Source organism: Vibrio sp. VGrn 2 (assembly GCF_009361695.1).
In the GTDB taxonomy this organism is placed as follows: Bacteria; Pseudomonadota; Gammaproteobacteria; order Enterobacterales; family Vibrionaceae; genus Vibrio; species Vibrio diabolicus.
The window spans coordinates 55786-80215 of the sequence record NZ_RBWD01000008.1 but is presented as its reverse complement, the minus strand read 5'-3'; the positions used below and the strand labels follow the sequence as shown (position 1 = coordinate 80215).

The window sequence follows — 24430 nt, the reverse complement described above, 5'->3', positions numbered from 1 at the left end:
CAAATTCGGGTATAGTGCACGGCTAAATTTTTAAAGCTATTTTTAGTGGTTTGTTTAAGGAATACGCTCAATGTCATTTTCATCTCAAGGTTTTGCGCCAGAAGTGGTTAAAGCACTGGCAGAATGCGGTTATGAAAAGTTAACGCCAATTCAACAGAAGGCGATTCCAATGGCTCGCAAAGGCCATGATATTTTCGCTACAGCACAAACAGGTACTGGTAAAACGGCTGCGTTTTCTCTGCCTATGATTCAGCAGTTGTTAGACAGTAACCGTAGCGCTTCTCGTAAGACTGCTCGTGCACTTATCTTGGCTCCAACTCGCGAGCTTGCTGAACAAATTGCTGACAACATCAAAGCTTATACGAAGTACACCAATCTGTCGGTGGCGGCGATTTTCGGTGGCCGTAAAATGTCTTCTCAGGTTGCGGCACTGGAAAATGGTGTTGATATCCTTGTGGCTACACCTGGTCGATTGGAAGAGCACATCGAACAAGGTAATGTCTCGGTGGCACACTTAGAGTTTTTGGTGTTTGATGAAGCAGACCGTATCTTGGATATGGGCTTTATTCATGCAGTTCGTAAGATCATGCTGGATGTGGATACAGACCCACAAATCATGATGTTTTCGGCAACGACTTCAAGCCAGCTAAATCTGTTAGCGAAAGACATTCTGCGTAAACCAAAACGTATCGAAGTAGAGCGTGCAAATACTACGGCACAAACAGTTGCTCACGTGCTATATCCAGTTGATCAAGAGCGAAAAACGGAACTGCTTTCAGAGCTAATTGGTCGCAAAAACTGGAAACAAGTGTTGGTATTTGTGAACTACAAAGAGACCGCAAACGAAGTGGTAAAAGAGCTGAAACTTGATGGTATCAAAGCGGTGGTTTGTCATGGTGACCGTGCTCAAAGTGCTCGTCGTCGTGCGCTAGAAGAGTTCAAGTCCGGTAAAGCACGTGTCATGGTGGCTACCGATGTCGCTGCTCGAGGTCTAGATATTGAAGACTTACCTCACGTTGTGAACTATGACATGCCTTTCCTAGCGGAAGATTACGTTCACCGAATTGGTCGTACGGGCCGTGCAGGTAAACAAGGTCATGCTGTTTCATTTGTAAATCGAGATGAAGAGCTCACGGTGGTTCAGGTTGAAAATCTAATCCAGCAACGCATTCGCCGTATTGAGCTTGCAGGCTATGAACCAAAACAGCGTGAATCTTACATTGAAAAGCTGCACTCAAAACCAGCATTCAAGAATCGTCAAGGTCGTCGTAATAATCCGAACCAGTCGGCAACAGACCAAGGGTCGGCAGAGCGTCGTCTTGCTATGGTGAAGCGCCTGAAAGCGCGTCGTGGCGCAAAGTAAATTACATCAGTTTGTGTAAAAAGAGCCCCTCAATTGAGGGGCTCTTTTCGTTTTCCGTTTCGCGTTAATTTAGGCCAAGCATATTGGGTTCACCACGATAAATAATGCGATCGTTTCCTCGGTGAATACCAAACGTAACAATGACGGGTGGGTTTTCCTCTTCACTTGTAGAGCTATACCAGTCGTATTTCAGCCAAGGGATGCGATTGCCTGAGCTGTCTAAATCTAGGTGGAATTGTATTTGCTCGCGCGCTGAGTCAATTTGGCTTGCAACGATATCGGTCATTCTGCCAATACTCATCGTTCCAACGCCAGAAAGCAGGGCGTTGTTTGCTGGCGCATGCGACCAAATTGGCGTGCTGAAGTAATATTCACCATTCGCCGTTGTTGAGCTGTCATCGAAGTTAGTCGTAAATCGACCGTTTTGCCAAATTTCCACATCAAGTGGCACTTTGATCACCATGCCTTGGTTGCCACCTACATCTTGAAAGTTCAAACGACCGAATCGAATGTCCGGTTGTTGAGTGAGCACTTCGCTGTTATCAAAGAAATTTACCTCATCAACGGCTTTAGTCGTGACTATACCTATTTTGCTGCTGTCACTGTTAGTCCCATTATTAAATGGACCATCAGGGTATTGTTTATCGGTTGTGTTCTTTTTCCAACATGGGCTATTGTTACAAGTCGCGTTGGTTGAGGGCTTCTCGATAACAAACGTTCCAACACTCGCGCTACCCAGTAGTTTCCAGTCTACCTTCTTAGGCTTAGGCGGCAAAAAACGTTCGGAGTATGAGCTTAGCTCGCCTAAATCGAAATGTTGTTGAAGGTTAGATGAAAAGTGGACGTAGTTCTTCACGTTTTCTTTATTCGCATTGAGTGCGACAACATCGTAAGTGACTTTTTCAAAAGGTTGATTCATGTAAGCAAAAGTTTGGCCATGTGGGTAGTGCCATTCTTGGTCTTGCACTTGAAAATATTTTGGGTAAAAACGACCGATGTAACGATAGCCTTCGTTAACAGTCATACCTAGATATTTATTTTCTAGGTTTGTTTTTACTCTCAAGCTCCCGACTTCTTCCCAATATAATCCATTAAAGACGAATTGATCATTCTTGGCTGAATTATGCGCCTGAGCCAGTGAGTAACTACTTTTTAGCAATTTCGAGGTTTGGTTCGCTGTCTCTGATGGCGTATGTTGCTCACTCGACAAGACAACGGATGCTGCTGGAGCGTCATCAAGCATAAAATTACGGGTGATAGAGGCATCACAATAACGTGCTGATTCAACAGAACCACTTACAGAGCCGTCAGTTTGCCAAATGATCGGCTTCACTGTTAGAGAGAAAAGTTCTCCGGCGGCAATAAACCCATCTCCTTGTTCAGAGGTGCCAGAAGGCAAAGCACGTTGGTTGTCACAGATAGCCAGTGTCCATGGTCGCGAGTACACATTAAATGTTCCTTTCACTTCCACTTTGCCTTCTTCAGGGCACTCTTCAAATCCCTCACATTCAAAATGATCGGACAGTGTCACTTCAAATATGCCGGACTCGTTCGTGATAAGACCATGTTCAGACAAGCCGTCTTTAAATTCCGCTGAATAGCTAAAGTTTCCTTCACTTCCTCCTAATGGTTGAACCAATGGATGAAAAACCTTAGGAGTACCATTGTAGTTGCTTGCGACTACAGGTTCGCCGGTGGAAGCACAAGCAAGCAATCGCGTATGCACGTTTTCTGGTTTACCTGCAATAACGCGTATTTCATTTAAAGTGGCGCTTTTCGTCTTTGAGTAGGCCTCAAACATAAATGGCGTAAACATAAAGTTAACCGTTTGATGCTTGCTGGTGTCTTCTGCCATAGTGAAAGTCAGCGTGTAGTTAGTACCTAACGCGATGGTATCAATATCGTTCGGGACCACTCGAACAACGAGCTCACCATTGTCGTCAGACATAAATTGGTTTGCTTTTAATATCTGCTGACCTTTGACCACCTCTAAAGTGAACAAGTCAGGGTGTGATAGGGCAGCACTGACTTCTGCGCTTACAACTTCTCCATTATTGGTTGTTGTTGCTGTAAATTGCGGAAGATCGTCGCTGCACATCAGTGCCATATCGTCCGATGGTGTGACGCTTAGGTCGAAGTCGTTCTCTGATGGAGGCGTAATTTTACATTCAGGGATATAAGAAGGAATAGGGCAAGTTGTTGGTGTTTGATTTGCGTAACCACAATTGGGTTCATCAATGCCACAATAGTGGTTGAAATTTGAACTTGATTCTAGGGTGGCTGTCACACTACCGCAAATAGAAGTATTGGAGTTATTAATTGAAAAATGCATTGCCGAAATAGCTTGCTTATTAGCATATATTTTGGTCGTGCCAAAACCTGTATCTACAGTATGTCCCTGAGATGTCAAAGAACCAAAAACTGTCGTATTATTAAGATTTATCCCCGATAGAGCATTGATGTTGCCCACAACTATTGGTGTATTAGAAAGCGACGATGCCAGTTGATTAATTTCTACTTTTGTTCCTTTTGATTTGATATCACCGCAGAACATACCAGATTCGATGTACACGTCACTTTGAGCAATGATGTTGCCATTAAGGACGTTGTGCTCTCCGTGAAACTCGACAGAACGGCCATTTCCACCAACACCATTGGTTTCTATATCTCCTTCGATTTCACTATCAGTTATTTTTATAGAACCTAAAGCAGAGACATTACCTAGTACGTAGCTATTACCATTAATTTTTAACCAAGTTCCTTTAGCTTTGATGTTTATAGGGCTTTCCTTTGAGCCTATGACATTCTGCCCACGGAGTGTTATGGAACCATGAGCGGTTAAAGACGATGAGCTTTGACTACTATTTATAATTTGATCGCCTTTCGGGAGAACAATATTTGTAGTGCAATCGTAAGTAGAACCCGTTACATGAATGGTTCCGTTTTTACAAAAGGCAACATTAGTGTTTGACTTGATATCTGCTAAGTCATAGGTGGTGGCGTGTGAGGCTAGCGGTAAAACAAGAACCGCAGCGAAAATACTGCAAAGACGCATCATCAAATGTCCTAAAAAAGTGGAACAAGATGGCATCAAGCGAGCGTGAGCAAGTGCTCACAGAAGTTGAAATGTCGGCGGTGTTTTTGGTTTTTAATCCGCTTACTTATTGAACTTTGGCTATTTTTATTTCGTATGTCATACCAAAGCTTAGTGGCGTTATTAGAACGTAAGTATGAGATTAGTTCAATAGCTAAGTGTGACATGAGTCGCTTTATTCATGTAACTATTTGTTGGTAAAAGATAATAATTAACCATGTTGATTCAGAACCAGTAGCTTGAGCGTCCTGATTCTGAACCGAACTTAATCCTAGGCTGCGTGAACAATGAGTGGGGCCATTTGATATAACTCTTCTAGTATGGCTTTCGTTTGTCTCGAATAGACCAGACGATCGCGATCGCCTACGAGTTGAATGGCTCTGACTTTACCTGCAACCAGACATTGCCTAATGGTGCGTAGAACCATTTGGATATCAATTTCAGAGGTACCATCAAGGCTGTTTTTGGTTTTTAGGGAGCCAAGGTCGATACTGAGGATTATTTGGTCGCAATGGTCGAGGTAATTGCCGATTAACTGCTTTACATTATTGCGATGACGAAAAGAAAACTCTTTATCGGTTACCCAGTCACAACCTTGATCCTCCGCGTATTCCCACGTTTCTTGCTTTGTATCTTGTTCGCTAACACCAGCAAAAAATAATCGCACGTTTTGATAGCGAGAAAGCGCAAAATGGAATGCCGAGCCTAAACGTGGTTCAAGTGTTGGCTTCAAGTTCATGTCATGTCCAATATTTACCACACCCACTTCGTCTCGATAAGACACGACCACAGGTAACATGGACAAGATTGCCTCGGTACAGTTAGTTACTAAAACAGGAATTGAGTGGCGAGAAAGCGAAAGGCTTAACGCTTCCTGAAACTCGCCATTTTCCAGCTTGTCGTGGTTGAAGTGACCAAAGTTTTCAGCGGTTTCATGATCATGCTGTTGGTATAGCCAATCACTAGCATTTTCCAAACTTTGATCAGCTAATTCAAACGCGCCCTTAGACATGGGTGGCAAATACTCACACACTGTCATAAAAGAAAAAGGGTAATGCTGCGGCTGTTTCACGGTGTGGTGGAGTTTATAGCGTTTGAAAAAGCTTAACATGATGAATTACCTTTCTGGTGGTAGTGCCCTTGCCGCTTGCAACACATGCAAAATAATGCGCTGCTTATCCTTTTCGACTCGGTGGGCCGGAGCCATCACCGAGACCGCGCCGATCAGTTTGCTTCCTTTCATCACTGGTGCACTGATGCCAGAAACACCCGGGTCAATTTCAGAAGTACTGACGGCATATCCGTGTTTACGGATGGTTGTGAGCTCTTGTTCCCATTCGTCTCGTCGGTGATCTTGATTAAAGTATCTCAAGATTTTCTCGCATCGACTTTGAGGCATAAAAGCGAGCATCACTTTAGATGAGGCACCACGTAGCAGAGGTTGACTTTGACCCTGGACGAAGCTGCAACGCAGCGCCTGCATACTTTCTTTTTGTCTGACACAAAGCGCGCGATACCCTGCAGGTACCATATAAGCGGCCATTTCCCCTGTTTGTTGTACCAACCGAGCCAGTATGGTTTCGACCATATCTAACCCATGCTGTGCGGTCTCATAGCTATGCATGAGCAGCAATGCTGCCGGGCCAACTACAAATGTCTTGTCGTGTACGCTTTCTTCAATCAAGTTCCACTCTTTGAGCAGCTTCAAGTGTCGGTAGAGACTGCTCAAAGGAACGTTCAATTGCTCGCTTAGCGTTTTCGCAGAGACTGGGAATGGACTAACTGCAACTTGCATTAACAACTGCAGTGCTTTTTCGTTTACCTGATTCGCATTAGCTTTGTTTGTCGTCATGAGAGTGTTGTAACGTGTTATATGAATTACGACAAATATAATTCTTAATCACTGAGAAAAGAAAAATAATTTTAATGGGTAATTCTCGCAGAGTGAGAATTTGACGACTGAGGGCTTACCTCGGTACCGATGGGCTCAAAAATGATGTCGTATTGACGTCTCAGGTTTGAGTCGTTTGATGCTAAATTGGAACAGGAGGGATTAAGGCATTGTTTAGTTTGCGGTATTACCAAGTGTTTCGCATACTGAGTTAATCTAAATAAATAATATTATAAACGAGAGTTGCTAGTGGGTATCAGAATCCAGATACCATCTAAGTAAATCGGTTTTATAAAAGGTTACTTTTATATGCTGAATAAGGCGCTTTTTAAAAAAGCCATCATTTTTTTGTTGCCTATTCCTTTGATTGTTGGCGAGGTCTTGTATTTAGCTCGTGAAAGCGTGCAAAACAACCTCAATCATCTATTAGAAAAAAACGTTCAAATCGCAGACGAAATTTTATTCCAAATAGAGACCGAAAACCGCACGGCTTTGTTGCATCCTAGACGATGTGAAGAGCTTCAGCAAAACTTGATGTTTGAACGAGATATCGAAGAAATGCTGATTGTAAAAAATGGGGTCATTACGTGTTCTTCTAAACTGGGCGTAATTTCTAAACCGTTAGCCGAGCACATTATATTTCCCGAGGGACAAGCGTTAGCACTTGGAAACGTGGATAGCGTATATGACCAATTTTTGCTCGTCGTGACCGAAGGAGAGCGAGGTTATCAAGCGGTGACGATTATTGATCATGACTACTTTAATGCGAAGATAGGATTTAATAACGATTTACGTTTAAAACGCTCTGCCTTATTTATCCATGACCAAGTTGCACCTGAAGAAGCGTTGAGAACGGGAAGTAATCCTATTGGCATCAAATCGTCGCAAATGTTTGAGTATGAAGCTTTGAGTGAAGCTAGCGATCTGTTCGTCAAACAGAGAACACTTTCCTATTTTTTGTATTCAATTCCAATCATTTTTGTTATCTATCTTTGCTTATATGCGTTAAATAAATTTATCGATCCTCATCGAAGCTTGGTCCTGGATTTAAAGAAAGCCATAAATAAAGGCGAGTTGACTCTGTATTACCAGCCCCAGATTAACGTCGATACTGGTCAACTATTTGGTTTTGAAGCCCTAGTGCGATGGGAACATCAGAATAAAGGGTTCATTTCTCCTGATGAGTTTGTGCCAGCGGCGGAGCAAAGTGGATTGGTCTTTTTGCTCACGGATTACGTTCTCGATAAAGCGGCAGAAGACTTTAGTAAATTAGACTTTAATCAGTCTGTTCACCTTGGTATTAATGTGCCGCCCGGTTACTTAGTTGGGCCAAACGCGATTAGAAAGATTCAACTCATTGATAGGAAGTTAAGTCGAAATAACGTCTCATTAGGCATAGAGATAACAGAACGTCAACTCATTGATGCTGAAGCCAGAAAGTGTATCGCAGCGCTGCGAGTACATGGCATTGATGTGTTGATCGACGATTTTGGTACCGGTCAAACCTCGCTGGCGTTTCTGCAGCACATGCGTATTGATTACCTAAAAATTGATAAATGTTTTGTCGAAACTATTGGTATACCTAGCCTTAGTGCTTCCGTTTTAAAAGCTATTGTTCACTTTGCGGAAGAGCTAAAAGTACAACTCATCGCTGAAGGTGTAGAAACAACGGCGCAAGCCGACCATTTGAAAAAAATGGGAGTGCGATATCATCAAGGATATTTTTACTCCAAGCCTTTACCTTATGATCAACTTGCTCAGCGAAGTCATTATTATTGGTAAACGTTAGCCCGATAACATTGGTCATTGTCATCAAAAACAAACTCTAACTCATTCTTGATGCTATCCAAGCGGTCTTCTTGGTAATGAGATACATACAATAGCTGGCTTAAATTCTCTCGGGCGATGAGCTCAAGTGTATTCTTAACTAAACGCCTGCCAAGAAAATCCAACCCTTGATATGGCTCGTCCAAAATCAGTAATGTTGGTTGTTTAACGATGGCTCTTGCAATCAACAACAGGCGCTGCTGACCGTACTCTAATTGCTTGAATGAGGTTTTTCGGTATTGGCTCATATGTAGGATGTCGAGCCATTCGTTTGCGATGTCCACTTCTTTACGAGTGGGTTGGTTATACAACCCTATGGAGTCGTAAAAACCGGACAAAATCACGTCTAGCGCACTGCAGTTAACGCGGTATTGAAGGTGTAACGCTGAAGATACCATACCTATGTGCTGCTTAATTTCCCAGATTGTCTCGCCAGACCCTCGCTTTTTACCAAAGATATCAATGTCATTGCTGTAGCACTGAGGATGATCACCAAAGATTAACCCAAGCAAGGTGCTCTTCCCACAGCCATTTGGGCCTTTGACCTGCCAATGCTGACCTTTGTCTATTCGCCAGTTTAAGTCGGTAAAGATCTTCTTATCAGTGTATTCAACAGACCCATTTGTTAGTTTAAATATTGGGTTGTCGAAGTGTGTCGAGTGCTGATGCTGACGTATCAAGTTCATCATTTCTTCACTCTGTTGCTCGGACTGAGATTTAATTTGTTCAATGATTGGATGATTATCCCAACTGGATTTATCCATCGTACTGTCCAGCTTTCCTGCACTGAAAAGCGCAACTCGATCAATCCACTCAGGTATATCAGACTCGCGAGAAAACGTGACCAGCAGCTGTACGGTTTGAGAAAGCGAGTGTAAATAGTGAGCGAGAGCTGCTCGATGGGCAATATCTAAACCAGTAAATGGGTTATCTAACAGTAACAAATCAGGCTGTGTTGCTAAAGCGCGAGCTAACATCACTCGTCTTGTTTCCCCTGTAGAGAGAACACGAAAGCCACTGTGTTTAAGGTGAGTTAGGTCGAGGTCGGTAATCAGCTGATCTATTAAATTAGCGTCTTGGCTGCGCTCCTGAATGAGTGAGTAAACGGTACTGCCTTGATCGATACGATCAAGAAAGTCTGTATCGTCCTTTTCTAATTCTCTTTCCAGTAATCGCTGTTGCTCTGATAACGACACTTGAGCAACGGACAGCCCATCAAGCTCAAGTTTCCCACTTATTGGTGAAAGTTCACCACAAATAAGGTCTCCAAGTAGAGAACCAATATCCCCATCTGCGCTGAATATTCCCCAAGATTGCTGAGTGTCTATTTTCCAATCGTCAATAAATAGGTGAGCCGTGTTCCCTTGAGCGGCAAGCTGACTAAAACGAATAGTCATATGTTTGTCTTCCTTGTTTTCGTTGTAGTCGTTTATTTATAACAATTTACGAACTCAGTAAGGAAGCGCTTTTGTGTATTAATTTTAATCAATGCAGCATCTTGTGAGCACTCAAGGGTAGTGCTATTTGAGAGTGAAACCGCCACTATGTTTGCAGGTAATAAATTGACCTGTCAGTAATTTTATTGAATTTTACAATGAGCTTATCATTATGCGCATAAATGTTATGCTGCTACACTCATACTTGCCGTTTATTTAATTAATCAATGTAAGGACACATGTTTATGAGTGAAACGGAATATGATTACCCTTCGAGTTACAGCCTAGTTTCTATCACCGATACGTCCAGCTATATCAAATATGCCAGTGAAAACTTTAATGAAGTCGCGGGGTTTGATGATGGTGAACTTATCGGTAAGCCTCACAATGTTGTACGCCACCCCGACATGCCGAAACAGGCTTTTAAAGATTTATGGACGCACCTAAAAGCCGGAAAACACTGGATGGGAATGGTGAAAAACCGACGTAAAAACGGAGGGTATTATTGGGTTGATGCGTTTGCTTCTCCTATCAAATCCAATGGTGAAGTTGTTGAGTACCAATCGGTTCGATTTAAACCTGAGCGTATACACGTTCAACGAGCGGAAAAAGCGTATTCAAAACTTCGGAATAACGGTAAACCATTGCAAATGTATCTTCCCCGTACGCGTTTGTGGATGAGATCAGCCTTCTTTCTTTTCATTTCCAACCTTCTTGGCTTGCTAACTCTACAAATGAATCAATCACCAGCGGTGGCCTTTGGCATCGCTGCATTACTTTCCGTTTTCTCAATTTATGTATTAACAAGGCCAGTTGAAAAGCTTGCTAGACAGGCTAGGCAAGACTTCAACAATCCGCTAATGGAATATATTTATTGCGGAAAAATTAACGATCTGGCTGAAATAGAGCTGGGTATGAAGATGCGTAAGCAATTTGCAGATGCGCTATTAGGGCGAGTCGGGGTGTCTGTAAAAGACTCTTGCGAAGAAACGCGTGCAAGTGCCAACAGTGCTGCGACTAATAGCCAGCAAGTGACGGAAAACTTGAGTGCACAGAAAGTAGAGATCGACTCGGTCGCTACAGCGGTCAACGAGATGCAAGCCTCATCATCTGAGATATCAAATAATGCTCAAGCGACTGCCGATGCTACGCTAGAAGCGCAGAACACGATGACAGATAGCCGTAGCGTTATCGATAATGTTAATCACTCGGTACTAGAGCTGGTGGATGAGCTCGGCGAAATCTCTAAAGTGGTCATGCGTTTGAACCAACAAACCGAGCAAATAGGAACTGTTGTTGAAGTGATCAATGATATTGCTGAACAAACCAACTTATTAGCGTTGAATGCAGCAATTGAAGCGGCGAGGGCAGGCGAACAAGGGAGAGGGTTTGCAGTCGTTGCGGATGAAGTGAGAACCCTTGCTAAAAGAACACAGGAATCGACAACAGAAATTAAAGCGGCCATTGAAGGAATTCAAAAGGGCAGTAAATCAGCGGTTTCTGCGCTAGAGAAAGGCAATGAAATGTCGACCGGAACGGTAACATTATTAGGCACGGCTTTAGAGAGCATCCAACAGCTGCAATCTCTCGTTCAGGATGTAGTCGAGCGAAATCAACAAATTGCGGTAGCGATAGAAGAACAGGTTTACGTAACGGATGAGATTAACGAAAACATCCAGTCGCTTAACTTAAAGTACAGTGAATCGTATGATCTGATGACAGAAACGAATCAGATGAACTCTAAAGTGCAAAGTTGTACCAATGACCTATCTGAAATGATTAAGAAGTTTGCTTAAACACTAGAAAATAGAAATAAAGAGCCCGCTAACTTTTAGCGGGCTCTTTATTGGAATGTGGTGAAGTTCTGGGGCCGTATACGACTAGGGGTTCGAACCTCCGTCATTTTACAAACACTAAAACGACGAAAGCTCGCAATAAATGCGAGCTTTCTAAATAAGTGGCGGAGAGATAGGGATTTGAACCCTAGATACGCTATTAACGTATGCCGGTTTTCAAGACCGGTGCTTTCAACCACTCAGCCATCTCTCCGTTGCGGAACGTATAATAGGGAGCATAGTCCGACTTGTAAAGTGCTGAATTATAATAGAAGTACTGTTTGCTCGTTTTATAGTCGCTGATGTGATGTTAAACAGTTTGAAAATGGGGTGAAAAAGAGACAAATAGTAGCAATTTATAGAGTTTTTACTTTATCTTGGCGCAAGTCAATAAAATGGTGTTTTATTGTTATCCTTATGATATTTAAGAAATAACTTGCTTTTAGGGTACAGGTGTTCGCCCGAAAGTATTTGCAAGACTTTGTGAACTAATTCAAAATTAACTGGTATAGCCAGTTGTGCTTAAATTTTTTAAGGGTGTTTATGAAGGTCACAAATCTATTTAAAGACAAAGTTGATGCGATTTCTGCTCATCAATCCGAGTTTATGAATTGGATGTCTCCAACGTTACGCGATTATTGGAGTGACTTTTTGGGAAAAGCTCAGAATAGCTTTCTTTTCTCGAAAGTTCGTGATCACCAACAGCCAGCTGTTAACGAAGAGGTTGCGCCTCAACCTGCACCAATCGTAATGGCACCTGAGGCTCAAAAGCTGTATGACGAGTTAAGTGAAAAAATTGGTGAAGTGATTCACACTGGTGACTGGGTGCATGTATCTCAAGAACGTATCAATCAATTTGGTGCGGTAACGGAAGACATGCAGTGGATTCACACAGATCCAGAACGTGCGTCAGTTGAATCTCCATTTAAGACAACCATCGCTCATGGCTTTTTAACATTAGCATTGTTGCCTAAATTGACTGACTCAGTGGACCCTGATAAGCCAATGTTCCCAACAGCCAAAATGGTCGTTAACTTAGGCTTAAACCAAGTTCGTTTCCCTTACCCTGTTAAAGCAGGAAACAACGTTCGTGCTGTCAGCACGTTAACAAAAGTAACGCCGATCAAAAAAGGTTTGGAGATCGAGCGTGAAATTAAAGTGGAAATAGAAGGCATTCGTCGACCTGGTGCTGTTGTCGTTTCTGTCATTCAACTGCATTTCTAATTCCAGAGCCAGATAGAAAACATATCAAAAGAGAGCATCAATATGCTCTCTTTTTGGTTTTATTGATTAAAGCTTTTTACTGGAGTGTAACCGTAATCAGCAATCGCTTTTTGTCCTTGTTCTGAACGAAGGAAGGTGACGAATCCTTGACCTGGTTCGCTAATCTTATTGACTTTGTAGAGCACTAGGAATGGCCGCGCCAATTTATACTTGTGATTGCTAATGTTTGCCGAAGTTGGGTCAATACCATCTAATTGAATCGCTTTTATTGAGCGATCTACTGATCCCACAGAAATAAACCCAATTGCACGAGTATTATGGTTCACGATGGTTTTTACCATGCTGTTGCTATTTACAACCAAGTTGTTCGGGCTGATATCTGAGACGAGGCGATCATTTACGATTTTGGTTAGTCCTAGCAGACTTTCAAAACTGTAGCGCGAGCCTGAAGATGCCTCTCTAGTGACAACAGCGATAGGTTGATCTGCACCACCAACCTCTTTCCAATTCTTGATTTTACCTTTGTAGATATCAAACAGTTGTTGTTGAGAAAGGTTTTTTACAGAGTTTGTACGGTTTACAACAACAGCTAGGCCATCATAAGCGATAGGATATACGTTGAGATCTTCACCTTTTTCGCTTTCTGTCAGATAGCGAGAGCTCATCCCAATCTCGGCTACGCCTTTATTAACCATTGTAATACCCGCACTAGAACCAATACCTTGAACTGCAATGTAATCGTCCGGGTGTGTTTTGTTGTATTCCTCTGCAAGTACATCCATTACGCGAGCAACCGAGGTTGACCCAGAGATATTAATTTCTTTTGCAATGGCGGGGAGGGAGACTGCTATGGCCAATAACGTCGCCACAGTAAAACGTAACATATTAAACTCCATATACGGTATAAAGCAGCGTTTATGATATTGCGTTCAGGTTACACTTTTGTGAACTGTCGGGTCTAAACAAGGGAATTCTTTCTAACCAAGAGGTGATGTAGGTAGCGTTTCCAAGCAGAGTGAGATGATAATCTGAGTAAATGAGAATATAGCCACCCTTTGTTTGAGGTAGGCAGATAATCACCATCGGTGGTGGTGTAAAGGTTATATACTAGGATCGACAGCTCTAACTATCATCCATCGGGAGAACGTTGATGTCAGTGTCCCAAATGGCGACAAGTCGTTTATACAAATCAGTTCAATCGCTCTGCTCTGCACGTAATGCTAACCTGCCTGTCGAGCAGGGTAAGTGCTTATATGAGCCAGTGGAGAATGGCGTCGAGCTTCATAGGGCGCATTTTCTTCTTGATTCACAGCACAGCGAATATACCTCTCCCGTCGCGAAGATTGTGTTTGATGAGGGCAATCAGCTTTGGTATTTCTACGTCCCAACGTACCGCAACGAATTATTAAGGTGGGTACCTTATAAGCCACTTCCATACAGTCAAACGCTTGAAAACCTACTCACCGAATTGGAAAGCGATCCTCAAGCGTGTTTTTGGGAATAGTAAGCGCTCCAACTCTAACAGCTGCCAATGTCACCATGATTTATGCTTTGGATTTAACGACTTGGTTTCTAAAGTCTTTCGGTGTCATGTTGTAAACGGATTTAAACGCTGTACTGAAATGCGCAGCACTCTTAAATCCGGATTCAAACGCTATTTCTGTTATAGATTTTTCTGACATGCGCAGCTGGGTAGCGGCGAAGTTGATCCGCTTCACTTTTAATATCTGTGAAAATGAAAGCTCCTCTGCGGCGAGGCGGCGTTTTAACGTCGCGATAGACATACTCATATGAGCCGCTAAGCCTTCCAGAGTGATATCTTTCTCGATATTGTTCTCAATATACTTGATGGCCTTTTGAGAGTCGCTTAGGCTGCTTGCATCATCTATGATTGATAGGATATTTGGCTCTGCCTCCACCATTAACGACAGTAGTGCCATTGCGATATGACCTTGTGTGTAGTCTGGGGCATTGCGACTTGCTAAGTTGACCAATGTGTCTTTTAGTTGTGCTACTTCGCTGCTGGCTTGCGCTGAAAAAGGATAGAAGCGCCTTTCTTCCGTTTTGGAGCGTAGCATTGGGTGTGCTTTTTTAAAGTCACAGAATAGATTTGGGTTGAAGACTAGAGCCAGTGCTTTAAAGCCATTTTCACTAGGGATGGCTTCTGCGCTGCTCAAATCAGCGGAGTTGTAGAGAGTAAAATCTCCTGCTTTAAGTTCAAATTGTTCACCATTTGGTTGATGAACTAATAGGGCACCTTCTTCAACAACATATAAGCCATTATGTGTTGCGGTGTAACGCTCACTTTTGCGCGCAGTGAAGTGATTAAAGCGAATGATCTCAATGTTCGGCATATTCGTTCTTATCATTTTTACATAACAAATAAAAAAGGCGCTCAATAGAGCGCCTTTTAACTTCATTCGGTATTATTCACTTACAGTCTGTTCTGCTTGTGCTGCTGGTTGTTCAGCAAATACCTGGGTTGGCTTTGCAACTAAACTACGGTTCTCTTGGTTTACGTCCGTAAGGACAATTTCCAATGTATCACCAAGTTTGTATACGACCTCTTTATCGATAGAGATGGTACCGTTGTCGCCATTGCACTCAATTCTTTCTTTATTATCAAGAATTAGTGCACCAGGAATAAAGGCTGCTGCGCCATTTTCGAGAAGTCGGACACGTGCACCTGCACGATTAATATCGAAAATCTCACCTGTGAAACAAGTTTTCTTGTTCGGCTCATCAGCAAGCGTACGTGCATATAACCAATCTGAGACATTTCGCTCAGCAATTTTATGATGTTTACGGTGCAGAGCTAGTTCTTCACCGACTTGATCATCAGGTTTTTGCACTGGCTCTTTGCCTAGGATGACGGCCTTCAACATGCGATGGTTGATCATATCGCCGTACTTACGAATTGGTGATGTCCAAGTCGCATAGATATCCAGCCCCATAGCGTAATGAGGAAGAGGCTGATTACCTACTTCACTGTAGGCTTGGAACTTACGAATACGATTATCTAGGTAAGAGGTTTCTTGCGCAGCCAACCAGCGACGCAATGCAGCAAAGCCTTCTAGAGTGGTAATTGACTCCGCTGTGAATTCCAGTTCACCTTCTGGGTTGACAAGTTGAACAACTTCTTCAATCTTCTCAGTCTTAATGCCAGCGTGAGTATTGAAAACACCTGTTTCAAATTTATCGCGCAGTGTACGACCAGCACAGATGTTTGCGGTAATCATTGATTCTTCAACCAAGCGATTTGCACTGCGGCGCATATCTGCATGGATAGCAACCACATCGTTGTCTTCACTCAGCTCAAAACGGTAGTCAGGGCGGTCTGGGAAGACCACTGCGTTTTTCTCACGCCATTCTGCGCGAGCAAGGGAGAAGTCGTAAAGGTCACGAACGATCGTCGCGATCTCTTCAGATGGTTGCCATGCTTCTGAGCTGCCGTTTTCTAGCCAATCAGACACGTGATCGTATGCTAGGCGTGCGTGTGATTTGATGTTTGCTGCAAAGAACTTGATATCGTCGCCAATTACGCCGTCTTTATTTACGGTTACGGTACAGCAAATAGCAGGGCGGATTTCGCCTTCAATCAGAGAGCATAGGTTGTCTGCTAGATCGCGAGGCAGCATTGGAATATTGCGGCCCGGAAGATAAATAGTATAGCCACGCTCACGTGCTACTTTATCCATTTCATCTTCTGGTGTGATGTAGGCGGTTGGATCTGCGATAGCGATAGTCAGTTCGAAATCGCCAGATTCGGTTTTCTTCGCGTACAGCGCATCGTCCATATCTTTGGTTGATTCACCATCGATAGTCACGAAAGGAACGTGTGTCATGTCTACGCGTTCTAGATCGGCGTCGTCTTTCAGTTCCCAGTTCTCGATGCCTGCTGGCTCAGAGTTTGGTAGATCGTTTTGAGCAAGCGTTACCCACCAAGGTGCAATTTTGTCGTTCGCGTCTGTGATTTTTTCAGAAATTTCCACGAAGAAAGAGTTATCGCCTTTTAGAGGGTGGCGAATAAGATGTGCGACAACCCAATCTCCCTCTGCGAACTCGTCAGGTTTGAGACCTTTCTTTAGTTTCGCTTTAAGAGAAAGCTTTTTAAGCTGCGGGTGATCAGGTGCTACGTTTAGCTTGCCTTTGAACATTTTGACTCGACCAATAAAGCGAGTCACGGCTTGTTCTAACAGCTCTTGTGGCTCAGCAACTTCGCGTTCATTTTCTGTGCGGATAATGGCGACGACTTTGTCACCGTGCATGCACTTTTTCATGTACGCAGGTGGGATGAAGAAGCTAGTCTTGCTGTCCACTTCCAAAAAGCCAAAGCCTTTATCTGTGGCTTTTATTGAGCCTTCTTTTTTCGGCAGGTTTTCTTGGATTTGCTGCTTAAGCTGAGCGAGTAGTGGGTTATCTTGAAACATCTTTTCTTAAATTACCTATGGAGTTGGGCACACTATAATCATTGCGAGCTATTATTACTACCTGTGGAGCGCAATTTCGCCGTGAATTTTGCTGATCGAATTGCAGGAAATCGGCTTAAATATTGATGAAAAACTCATCTGCGAGCTGCGCAAATCTACGGGGAATGGTGGGGCTGGTGGAAAAATATGCTAAAAATGCCATTATTGAGAATAAATTGTGATGTAATTCAATTTTTTCTGGCTTTTTTTATGCTTTTAAGGAATAATCCGCCTCCCTTAGTCGTCCCTAATGGCTTATCGCGGTTGTGTACTGTGCTGTGTTCCTGTCTGAATGGAATCAGTAACTGGATGAATCAGTATCGAATTGGAAGAGCATATGGGACTGTTTTTTTGTTTAATTAAGTAGGATCCCAATGCAAGATTCTGTTATTCAATTCAGCGATTTATCTCTGAATGATTCTATCCTTTCTGCTCTAGACGGAATGGGTTTCGTGTCACCAACTCCAATTCAGGCTGCGGCAATCCCACACCTGTTGGAAGGTGCTGACGCGCTGGGTAAAGCTCAAACAGGTACAGGTAAAACGGCAGCGTTCTCTCTGCCTCTTCTAAATAAGATCGATCTCAACCAACGTAAACCACAAGCTATCGTTCTTGCGCCAACGCGTGAGTTAGCGATCCAGGTTGCGGCTGAAATGAAAAACCTTGGTAAGAACATCAAGGGTCTTAAAGTTTTAGAGATTTACGGTGGTGCTTCTATCGTAGATCAGATGCGTGCTCTTAAGAGTGGTGCACAAGTTATTGTTGGTACTCCAGGTCGTGTACAAGACCTTATCAACCGTGAACGTCTACACCTAGATGAAGTAAACACGTTTGTACTAGACGAAGCTGACGAAATGCTAAACATGGGTTTCGTTGATGACGTTACTGCGATCATGGAACATGCACCAGAGTCTGCTCAACGCGTTCTATTCTCTGCAACAATGCCTCCGATGCTTAAGAAAATCGTTGAGCGTTTCCTACGTGAGCCTGTAATGGTTGACGTTGCTGGTAAGAACCACACTGTAGACAAAGTTCAACAGCAGTTCTGGGTAGTGAAGGGTGTAGAGAAAGATGAAGCGATGTCTCGTCTTCTTGAAACGGAAGAAACTGACGCGTCAATCGTCTTCGTACGTACTCGTCAAGACACTGAGCGTCTAGCTGATTGGCTATCTGCACGTGGCTTTAAAGCGGCTGCTCTGCACGGTGACATTCCTCAGTCTTTACGCGAGCGTACTGTTGATCACATCAAACAAGGTGTTATCGACATCCTAGTTGCAACTGACGTTGTGGCACGTGGTCTTGATGTTCCACGTATTACGCACGTATTCAACTACGACATCCCATTCGATGTTGAGTCTTACATCCACCGTATCGGTCGTACTGGCCGTGCTGGACGTAAAGGTAAAGCGATCCTTCTTGTTCGCACTAACCAAATCCGTATGCTTCGCACCATCGAGCGCGTAACTAAGTCATCTATGGAAGAGATTCAACTTCCTCTACGTGACCAAGTTGCTGAAGCTCGTCTAGCTAAGCTAGGCGCTGAGCTTGAAGCAGAGAAAGAGCACAAAGCTCTAGACAAATTTGCTGAGCTAGTAGAGAAACTACAAACTTCTCTAGACATCGACCCAGCAACGCTTGCTGCTATGCTTCTTAAGCGCCAGCAAGGTAAACGTCCTCTGTTCTACATTGGCGAAGATCCAATGGTTGAAGCGATTGAGCGTGATAAGCAACGCCGCAAAGAGCGCCGTGAAGGTGGTCGTGACGGCGGTCGTAACTTCAACAACCAAGATTGGGATACTTACCAGCTTCAAGTTGGTCGCGAGCAAGGTGTTCAAGTTAAAGACATCGTTGGTGCTCTAGCGAACGAACTAGGTCTAGGTAAAGGCTCTATCGGTGCGATCAAGCTAGCACAAGGCCACACATTCGTTCAGCTACCAAAAGCAATGACTTCTGAAGCTGCGGGCAAGCTAAGCAAACTACGCATCCGTCAACAAGATGTTGGTGCTGTAGTATGTGACTTCGATGACTTCCGAGAGTCTCGTGGTGGTCGCCGTGACGGTGGTCGTCGCGATGGCGGTCGTCGTGATGGCGGCGGTTACCGTGGCAACCGCGAAGGCGGCAACCGTGGTGGTGATCGTCGTGAAGGCGGTCGTCGCGAAGGTGGCTTCCGTGGTAACCGTGACGGCAACCGCGATGGTAACCGTGAAGGTGGCGAACGTCGCTTCGATCGTAACCGTGGTGGTGATCACCGTGGTAACCACCGTGGTGAGCGTGGTCACGGCCGTGGTCGTCGCACTCAAGAAGCATAATCACGAATCAGTGATTAGAGCAATTGATTAAATTGCCGTAAGAATTGAAAGCCGAGCGAAATGCTCGGCTTTTTTATGCGCGTCGAATACGGCTTTGTTTTTCATCGTGCTCATTTACCCAGGTGATTACTTCGTTTAAGGGTAGGGCTGGGCAGAACAAGTAGCCCTGAATGATGTCGCAGCCACGACTGCGTAAAAAATGCAGTGTATCCATGTCTTGAACGCCTTCTGCGACGACTGAATACCCTAGACCATGCGCTAACGCTATTGTGTTCTCAACGATAGAGCGGGTGCCCTCTGTCCGGCTTGCGGTACAAAGAAATGATCGGTCAATTTTAATTTGATCAACTGGGAGATCTCTCAAAAGCGACAGAGATGAATACCCGGTGCCAAAGTCGTCCAAGCTGATCTTAATACCCAATCCTTTGATTTGGTGAATTAGGGGGTTGAGCTCAACAACTCTATCAATCGCCATCGTTTCAGTAATCTCTAAGCTTATAAGGTCAGCAAATTGAGGGTTTACTTTGAGCAGTGTTTCCAAGCGGTTGAACAATAAATTAGACGAGAGATCTTTTGCAGATAAGTTAACGTGGACAGGAAGCTTGATGTCTTTTTCTATAAAGGTCTGGAGGTCTTTTTCAACTTGGTTGAGGACCCACATGGTGATGTTGTGCACTTGATTACTTCGCTCCGCGATGGGGATGAAGTCGTTAGGCGAAATCGTTTTACCATTTTCGTCATGCCAACGGATCACGGTTTCAAAGCCGACAGCTAAGTTAGTATGTGCGTCAATCAACGGTTGGTAGTACAGCTGGAACTCCTCTTTTTCCAGCGCACATTGAATACGAGAAGAGATTTCGAGCTGGTACTTGGCCCCGACGTTCATGTCCTCATTATAAAATGCAAAGAGGTTGCCATTTCGTTTGGCGTGATACATGGCAATGTCCGCGTGCTTTATCAATAGATCATTGGACAGAGCGTCATAAGGGTAGGTACTGACACCGAAAACAACGCGGGAAGAGACTTGAAACTCATCTAAATGGAAGCGATTAGACAGTGCTGAATCTAACTCTTCGATGAGACTTTTGCCTGTTTCCTCGCACGCTGACGAGGTGAGGATGACAAATTCATCGCCACCAACGCGGAAAATTTTGTCACTGCCTTTAAGTTTCTCTTGGAGACGTTGCCCAATTTGAATCAGTAGTTGGTCTCCACAAAAGTGTCCCATAGCATCGTTGACTTGTTTAAAGTTAACGACATCGAAAAGGATCACTGAGAAAGGGTCTCCAGACTGTATTCTATCTTCGATTAACTCAAAGCAGTATTTACGGTTAGGGAGTCCAGTAAGTGCGTCGTGAACGGCATTACGCTTCTCTTTTTCAGCAACGGTATGAAGTTCTAGTATGGAGTCGTTGCTCCATTTGATAACCAGCACCACAAAAATGCTGCCACCGAATAAAATGAGAGAAACTCCGGTTTCCAAGAGGGAAGCGATAGGTTTTTGCATTATAGCGTGTAAAAAAGCGGCATACGCAAAAATGAAACAGCTGATTAACAACAATAGGAAAGTCCACCCGGGTACATCAGTTCTCGAGCAGATGTTTTTTGTCATCTGCCATCCCCAGCAGAGCAAAATCAAACCTAAGATCACTAATAGAAATGCAATAGTGGGCACATTATTACCCCGATTTATTGATTGGTTTATTATTTTTGTTCACCCAATAAACAACGTAGCTCATATCTCTGAATTTGTACAAATTGACCTATTCATAAATTATGTTTAACAAGTCATATTTTTTAGTCTTCAAATAAAATCAAAACTTGCTACAGATCAACAAAATTTGTTCAATCAAATCGCTTTTACTAAAAGATTGTTGAAAGATTAAAAAATTATTGAATAATAGAGGGGCAAACAAGAAGTACGCAGCGCACAAGCGCTATTACAACCTCTGCTCTACAACAGGATAACTATTTCATGTCTAATTCGTTTGTACTGGTGATCAACTCTGGTAGCTCTTCATTAAAATTTGCTGTTATTGATTCTGAAACCGGTGAAGCTTTGGTATCAGGTATTGGTGAGTGTTTTGGCCTACCTGAAGCTGAAATCAGTTGGAAATATCAGGGAGAAAAAACCGTTGAAGCAATTCCTGCTGGCGGTAACCATCATCAGTACGCTGTTGAGCGAGTGGTAAAACTACTCGAGACTTTGGGTTTGAGCTCAAAATTTGTAGCAGTAGGTCACCGCATTGTTGCTGGTGGCGAAACCTTTAAAGGCACAGTGAAAGTCGATGAAAAAGTTATTCAAGAAGTTGAGCGTCTTGCTGAACTAGCGCCGCTTCATAACAAAGCGAATGCAGAAGGCATGCGAGCAGCAATGGCAGCATTCCCTTCACTGCCTCAATTCGCTGTGTTTGATACTGCTTTCCACCAAACAATGCCTGCCAAAGCGTTTATGTACGCGCTTCCTTACGAGCTTTACGAAGAGCATAAAGTGCGTCGTTACGGTGCTCACGGCACAAGCCACTACTACGTAAGCCGTGAAGCAGCGAAAATGCTAGATAAACCGGTTGAAGAAAGCAGCTTTATCACCGTGCACTTAGGTAACGGTGCATCAGTGAGTGCGGTTAAAAATGGCGAATGTGTTGATACAAGTATGGGTTTGACGCCGCTAGCTGGCCTAATGATGGGCACTCGTTGTGGTGACCTCGACCCAAGTGTTATCGAGTTCCTTTTCCGTAAAGGTTGGGAAAAAGACGAAGTGTTCGAGATGATGAACAAGAAGTCAGGCTTCTTAGGTGTATCCGGTGTAACAAGTGACGCACGTGGTGTACTAGAAGCCATGGAAGCGGGTAACTCACGTGCGAAGTTGGCATTTGAAATCTTCACTTACCGTGTTGCGAAATACATTACTTCTTACCTAGCTGCTCTGGATTCATTAGACGGCATCATCTTCACTGGTGGTATTGGTGAAAACTCACTACCAATTCGTCGTGAAATCTTGAAAAACCTAAAACTGCTAGGTTTTGTTGAAGATGAGAAAGGCAACGAAGATGCAAGATTTGGCAACGCAGGTGTTATCGCAACATCTGAGTTGCTCGGTGCGAAAGCACTAGTTATTCCTACCAATGAAGAGTGGGTAATCGCTCAACAGTCGGTGGAACTGCTGTAAAACGGCAAAAATTTTGGGAACTAAGTCAAAGCCCTTTCCTTTTTGGAAAGGGCTTTTTTTTGATCCAAATACATCCTTTCTCCATACAACTATCCGCATTAATACGGAGCTCTAATAGCTGCCAATTGCCTTAATATTGATAAATATATAAACAACTTGGGCGGTGAAGAAATTTCAGTATACTGCGCTTAAGCCATACCAAAGAAAAATAGCCTTATGTCATGTAGGTGTCTCAGCTCGGAGACAGGAATTGCGTTTGAAGAACGATCAAACGAAATCGTATCTTTGCAGGCTATTGGGCATATAAATAATAAACCGTTGACTAGTTCGAAGATTAGTCAAATGAGAGAAAGTTATGTTTTTTAATAAGTCGCTTCAGCAAGAAAACCAACGATTAAAGCAGGATCTGCAACGCTTGCAGCAAATCCAACACAGTTTAGATGAAGAAATGCTTCGCTTAACGCTGGATAAGAAAGGCTGCATTACCTCTGTAAATACAAAACTTCACCAACAACTCTTTTTCACTGATGCGGATATTTTAGCGAAACCGATTACCGAGTTGGTGCCATCAAATTCGCGCAATACAGAGCACTTTTATCGAATGGAGACAGCCGTTCAAGACAAAGTATTTTGGAATGGCGCGATGCAAGTACTTAAAGGCAACGGCGAAGAAGCGTGGTTACGAACGGTTATCCAGCCTGTTTTAAACGAACATCAAGAAGTCGAAAGCTTTTTTGTGTTTGCTTCTGAGCTTACGCGAACGATCAAAGCATCGCGTGAGCAAGAGGACATGCTGAATGCGTTGAGCCGTTCTATGGCGGTTATTGAGTTCACGTTAGATGGTAATGTATTAAAGGCCAATGATAATTTCCTTAGTACGATGGGTTATACACTGGATCAAATTAAAGGTAAGCATCATCGTATGTTCTGCGATCAGGAAGAGGCTGGTTCTGAAGCTTATCGCGAGTTCTGGCAACGTTTGGCAAAAGGACAGTTTGCTTCAGACCGATTTAAGCGAGTTAACCGTTACGGTGAAGAGGTATGGTTAGAAGCCTCCTATAATCCTATCCATAACGATAGAGGAGAGCTCTACAAGGTCGTCAAGTTCGCGACCGACATCACCCAGCAGGTGATGCAAGAGCAGCAAATGGCTCAGGCTGCGCAATTGGCTAATGAAGTTTCTCAAGAGACCGGAACACAAACACTGCAAGGTCAGCAAGTGATAGGTTCGACGCTAGAAAAGGTGCAAACACTGTCTGACCAGATGCAGCAAGCGAATACGGCCATTGACGAGCTCAAAGCGCACTCATCACGCATTAGTGAACTGGTTAATAGCATCAGTGGTATTGCAGACCAAACTAACTTACTAGCGTTAAATGCGGCGATAGAAGCAGCTCGCGCGGGTGAGCATGGTAGAGGCTTTGCCGTTGTTGCTGACGAGGTCAGACAGCTTGCCACAAGAACCAATGCGACCACTGATGAAATTGTCACAATGGTAACTGAAAACTTAGAGCGAACCGATAATGCTGTCCAACTGATCGCCAAATGCCAAAAAGAAGCACTAGATACGCTAGAGCTTTCAGAAAAAGCGGGGAATGTGATGAACGAAATACAAGATGGCGCTAGCCGTGTCGTAGAGGCTGTGGAGCAATTTAACCGCTCATTGTAGTGGGTTCTTCATGCTATCAATGGCTGTTTTCAGTTCCGATATAATCAACTTGTTTACTGCTGCTCATCGCCAACAAAGCGCTTTTTTTGGTGATGAGAAAGCTAATTATTTCCCTCCTTAATATTTCGTATTTCTATCTTAACG

General features: G+C 43.5%; 16 protein-coding genes, 1 tRNA gene and 1 pseudogene. 9 read left to right on the top strand and 9 right to left on the bottom strand.

The features are described from left to right. The first annotated feature begins 70 nt into the window (after positions 1–70). The gene (locus D8S93_RS14450; RefSeq protein WP_005386186.1) at positions 71–1363 is read left to right on the top strand and encodes a DEAD/DEAH box helicase; all 1293 of its coding nucleotides are present in this window, start codon (positions 71–73) and stop codon (positions 1361–1363) included. A gap of 64 nt (positions 1364–1427) precedes the next feature. Here D8S93_RS14450 and D8S93_RS14445 read toward each other — a convergent pair whose 3' ends face one another. The 3 genes from D8S93_RS14445 to D8S93_RS14435 all read right to left on the bottom strand — a co-directional run bounded on the left by D8S93_RS14445 (position 1428) and on the right by D8S93_RS14435 (position 6309). Next, positions 1428–4418 (bottom strand): DUF6701 domain-containing protein, encoded by a 2991-nt coding sequence (locus tag D8S93_RS14445; protein ID WP_413743277.1) that lies wholly within the window; start codon positions 4416–4418, stop codon positions 1428–1430. Positions 4419–4728: 310 nt separating this feature from the next. Beyond that, positions 4729–5568: an arginase family protein gene (locus D8S93_RS14440; RefSeq protein WP_005391051.1), complete on the bottom strand. Its 840-nt coding sequence runs from the start codon at positions 5566–5568 to the stop codon at positions 4729–4731. Positions 5569–5574: 6 nt separating this feature from the next. Beyond that, complete coding sequence (locus D8S93_RS14435; protein ID WP_005391048.1) at positions 5575–6309, bottom strand: IclR family transcriptional regulator; 735 nt, start codon at positions 6307–6309, stop codon at positions 5575–5577. Between the two features lie 348 nt (positions 6310–6657). Between D8S93_RS14435 and D8S93_RS14430 the strand changes: the two genes are divergently transcribed. Then, complete coding sequence (locus D8S93_RS14430; RefSeq protein ID WP_152813897.1) at positions 6658–8130, top strand: EAL domain-containing protein; 1473 nt, start codon at positions 6658–6660, stop codon at positions 8128–8130. Here D8S93_RS14430 and modF read toward each other — a convergent pair. After that, positions 8121–9572 carry a molybdate ABC transporter ATP-binding protein ModF gene (modF, locus tag D8S93_RS14425; RefSeq protein ID WP_152813895.1) on the bottom strand — a complete coding sequence of 484 codons (1452 nt, stop codon included), beginning with the start codon at positions 9570–9572 and terminating at the stop codon, positions 8121–8123. The two genes, D8S93_RS14430 and modF, sit on opposite strands and share 10 nt — an antisense overlap. A gap of 284 nt (positions 9573–9856) precedes the next feature. Between modF and D8S93_RS14420 the strand changes: the two genes are divergently transcribed. Beyond that, positions 9857–11407 (top strand): PAS domain-containing methyl-accepting chemotaxis protein, encoded by a 1551-nt coding sequence (locus D8S93_RS14420; RefSeq protein ID WP_182018427.1) that lies wholly within the window; start codon positions 9857–9859, stop codon positions 11405–11407. Between the two features lie 162 nt (positions 11408–11569). Here D8S93_RS14420 and D8S93_RS14415 read toward each other — a convergent pair. Continuing rightward, a tRNA-Ser gene (locus tag D8S93_RS14415) sits at positions 11570–11660 on the bottom strand. A gap of 329 nt (positions 11661–11989) precedes the next feature. On the opposite strand from D8S93_RS14415, the gene D8S93_RS14410 reads away from it, so the two are divergent. Further along, the gene (locus D8S93_RS14410) at positions 11990–12670 is read left to right on the top strand and encodes a MaoC family dehydratase (protein WP_005391037.1); all 681 of its coding nucleotides are present in this window, start codon (positions 11990–11992) and stop codon (positions 12668–12670) included. Positions 12671–12729: 59 nt separating this feature from the next. On the opposite strand, the gene D8S93_RS14405 is transcribed toward D8S93_RS14410, so the two are convergent. Beyond that, the gene (locus D8S93_RS14405) at positions 12730–13554 is read right to left on the bottom strand and encodes a phosphate ABC transporter substrate-binding protein (protein ID WP_152813893.1); all 825 of its coding nucleotides are present in this window, start codon (positions 13552–13554) and stop codon (positions 12730–12732) included. A 266-nt stretch (positions 13555–13820) separates the two neighbouring features. Here D8S93_RS14405 and D8S93_RS14400 point away from each other — a divergent pair, with 266 nt between their 5' ends. Further along, positions 13821–14174 (top strand): DUF3024 domain-containing protein, encoded by a 354-nt coding sequence (locus D8S93_RS14400; protein ID WP_005391033.1) that lies wholly within the window; start codon positions 13821–13823, stop codon positions 14172–14174. Positions 14175–14214: 40 nt separating this feature from the next. Here the strand turns inward: D8S93_RS14400 and D8S93_RS14395 are convergent, their stop codons facing one another. Continuing rightward, on the bottom strand, positions 14215–15024 hold the full coding sequence (locus D8S93_RS14395) for a helix-turn-helix transcriptional regulator (protein WP_152813891.1): 810 nt from the start codon (positions 15022–15024) through the stop codon (positions 14215–14217). 72 nt (positions 15025–15096) lie between these two features. Then, positions 15097–17100, bottom strand: coding sequence for an exoribonuclease II (gene rnb / locus D8S93_RS14390; RefSeq protein ID WP_074189972.1), 2004 nt, complete (start codon positions 17098–17100; stop codon positions 15097–15099). 413 nt (positions 17101–17513) lie between these two features. Between rnb and D8S93_RS14385 the strand changes: the two genes are divergently transcribed. Beyond that, positions 17514–19448 carry a DEAD/DEAH box helicase gene (locus tag D8S93_RS14385; protein WP_012842482.1) on the top strand — a complete coding sequence of 645 codons (1935 nt, stop codon included), beginning with the start codon at positions 17514–17516 and terminating at the stop codon, positions 19446–19448. 73 nt (positions 19449–19521) lie between these two features. Here the strand turns inward: D8S93_RS14385 and D8S93_RS14380 are convergent, their stop codons facing one another. Next, entirely contained in the window at positions 19522–21060 is a 1539-nt protein-coding gene (locus D8S93_RS14380) for a putative bifunctional diguanylate cyclase/phosphodiesterase (protein WP_193621614.1), read from the bottom strand. 363 nt (positions 21061–21423) lie between these two features. On the opposite strand from D8S93_RS14380, the gene D8S93_RS14370 reads away from it, so the two are divergent. From D8S93_RS14370 to D8S93_RS25420, 3 genes and pseudogenes are all read left to right on the top strand, one after another. Beyond that, positions 21424–22617, top strand: coding sequence for an acetate/propionate family kinase (locus D8S93_RS14370; RefSeq protein ID WP_006742422.1), 1194 nt, complete (start codon positions 21424–21426; stop codon positions 22615–22617). A 355-nt stretch (positions 22618–22972) separates the two neighbouring features. Continuing rightward, positions 22973–23752: pseudogene (locus D8S93_RS25425) on the top strand (PAS domain-containing protein); the annotation flags it as partial. Then, complete coding sequence (locus D8S93_RS25420) at positions 23750–24286, top strand: methyl-accepting chemotaxis protein (protein WP_370687804.1); 537 nt, start codon at positions 23750–23752, stop codon at positions 24284–24286. The pseudogene D8S93_RS25425 and the gene D8S93_RS25420, both read left to right, overlap by 3 nt. Positions 24287–24430 lie beyond the last annotated feature (144 nt).

Excerpts from the sequence above, each read along its gene's own strand:
- D8S93_RS14395 (WP_152813891.1), bottom strand. The coding sequence starts at position 15,024 with ATGCCGAACATTGAGATCATTCGCTTTAATCACTTCACTGCGCGCAAA.
- D8S93_RS14440 (WP_005391051.1), bottom strand. The coding sequence starts at position 5,568 with ATGTTAAGCTTTTTCAAACGCTATAAACTCCACCACACCGTGAAACAG.
- modF (WP_152813895.1), bottom strand. The coding sequence starts at position 9,572 with ATGACTATTCGTTTTAGTCAGCTTGCCGCTCAAGGGAACACGGCTCAC.
- D8S93_RS14380 (WP_193621614.1), bottom strand. The coding sequence starts at position 21,060 with ATGACAAAAAACATCTGCTCGAGAACTGATGTACCCGGGTGGACTTTC.
- D8S93_RS14370 (WP_006742422.1), top strand. The coding sequence starts at position 21,424 with ATGTCTAATTCGTTTGTACTGGTGATCAACTCTGGTAGCTCTTCATTA.
- D8S93_RS14435 (WP_005391048.1), bottom strand. The coding sequence starts at position 6,309 with ATGACGACAAACAAAGCTAATGCGAATCAGGTAAACGAAAAAGCACTG.
- D8S93_RS14430 (WP_152813897.1), top strand. The coding sequence starts at position 6,658 with ATGCTGAATAAGGCGCTTTTTAAAAAAGCCATCATTTTTTTGTTGCCT.
- D8S93_RS25420 (WP_370687804.1), top strand. The coding sequence starts at position 23,750 with ATGCAAGAGCAGCAAATGGCTCAGGCTGCGCAATTGGCTAATGAAGTT.
- D8S93_RS14410 (WP_005391037.1), top strand. The coding sequence starts at position 11,990 with ATGAAGGTCACAAATCTATTTAAAGACAAAGTTGATGCGATTTCTGCT.
- D8S93_RS14420 (WP_182018427.1), top strand. The coding sequence starts at position 9,857 with ATGAGTGAAACGGAATATGATTACCCTTCGAGTTACAGCCTAGTTTCT.
- D8S93_RS14450 (WP_005386186.1), top strand. The coding sequence starts at position 71 with ATGTCATTTTCATCTCAAGGTTTTGCGCCAGAAGTGGTTAAAGCACTG.
- rnb (WP_074189972.1), bottom strand. The coding sequence starts at position 17,100 with ATGTTTCAAGATAACCCACTACTCGCTCAGCTTAAGCAGCAAATCCAA.
- D8S93_RS14400 (WP_005391033.1), top strand. The coding sequence starts at position 13,821 with ATGTCAGTGTCCCAAATGGCGACAAGTCGTTTATACAAATCAGTTCAA.
- D8S93_RS14405 (WP_152813893.1), bottom strand. The coding sequence starts at position 13,554 with ATGTTACGTTTTACTGTGGCGACGTTATTGGCCATAGCAGTCTCCCTC.
- D8S93_RS14385 (WP_012842482.1), top strand. The coding sequence starts at position 17,514 with ATGCAAGATTCTGTTATTCAATTCAGCGATTTATCTCTGAATGATTCT.
- D8S93_RS14445 (WP_413743277.1), bottom strand. The coding sequence starts at position 4,418 with ATGCGTCTTTGCAGTATTTTCGCTGCGGTTCTTGTTTTACCGCTAGCC.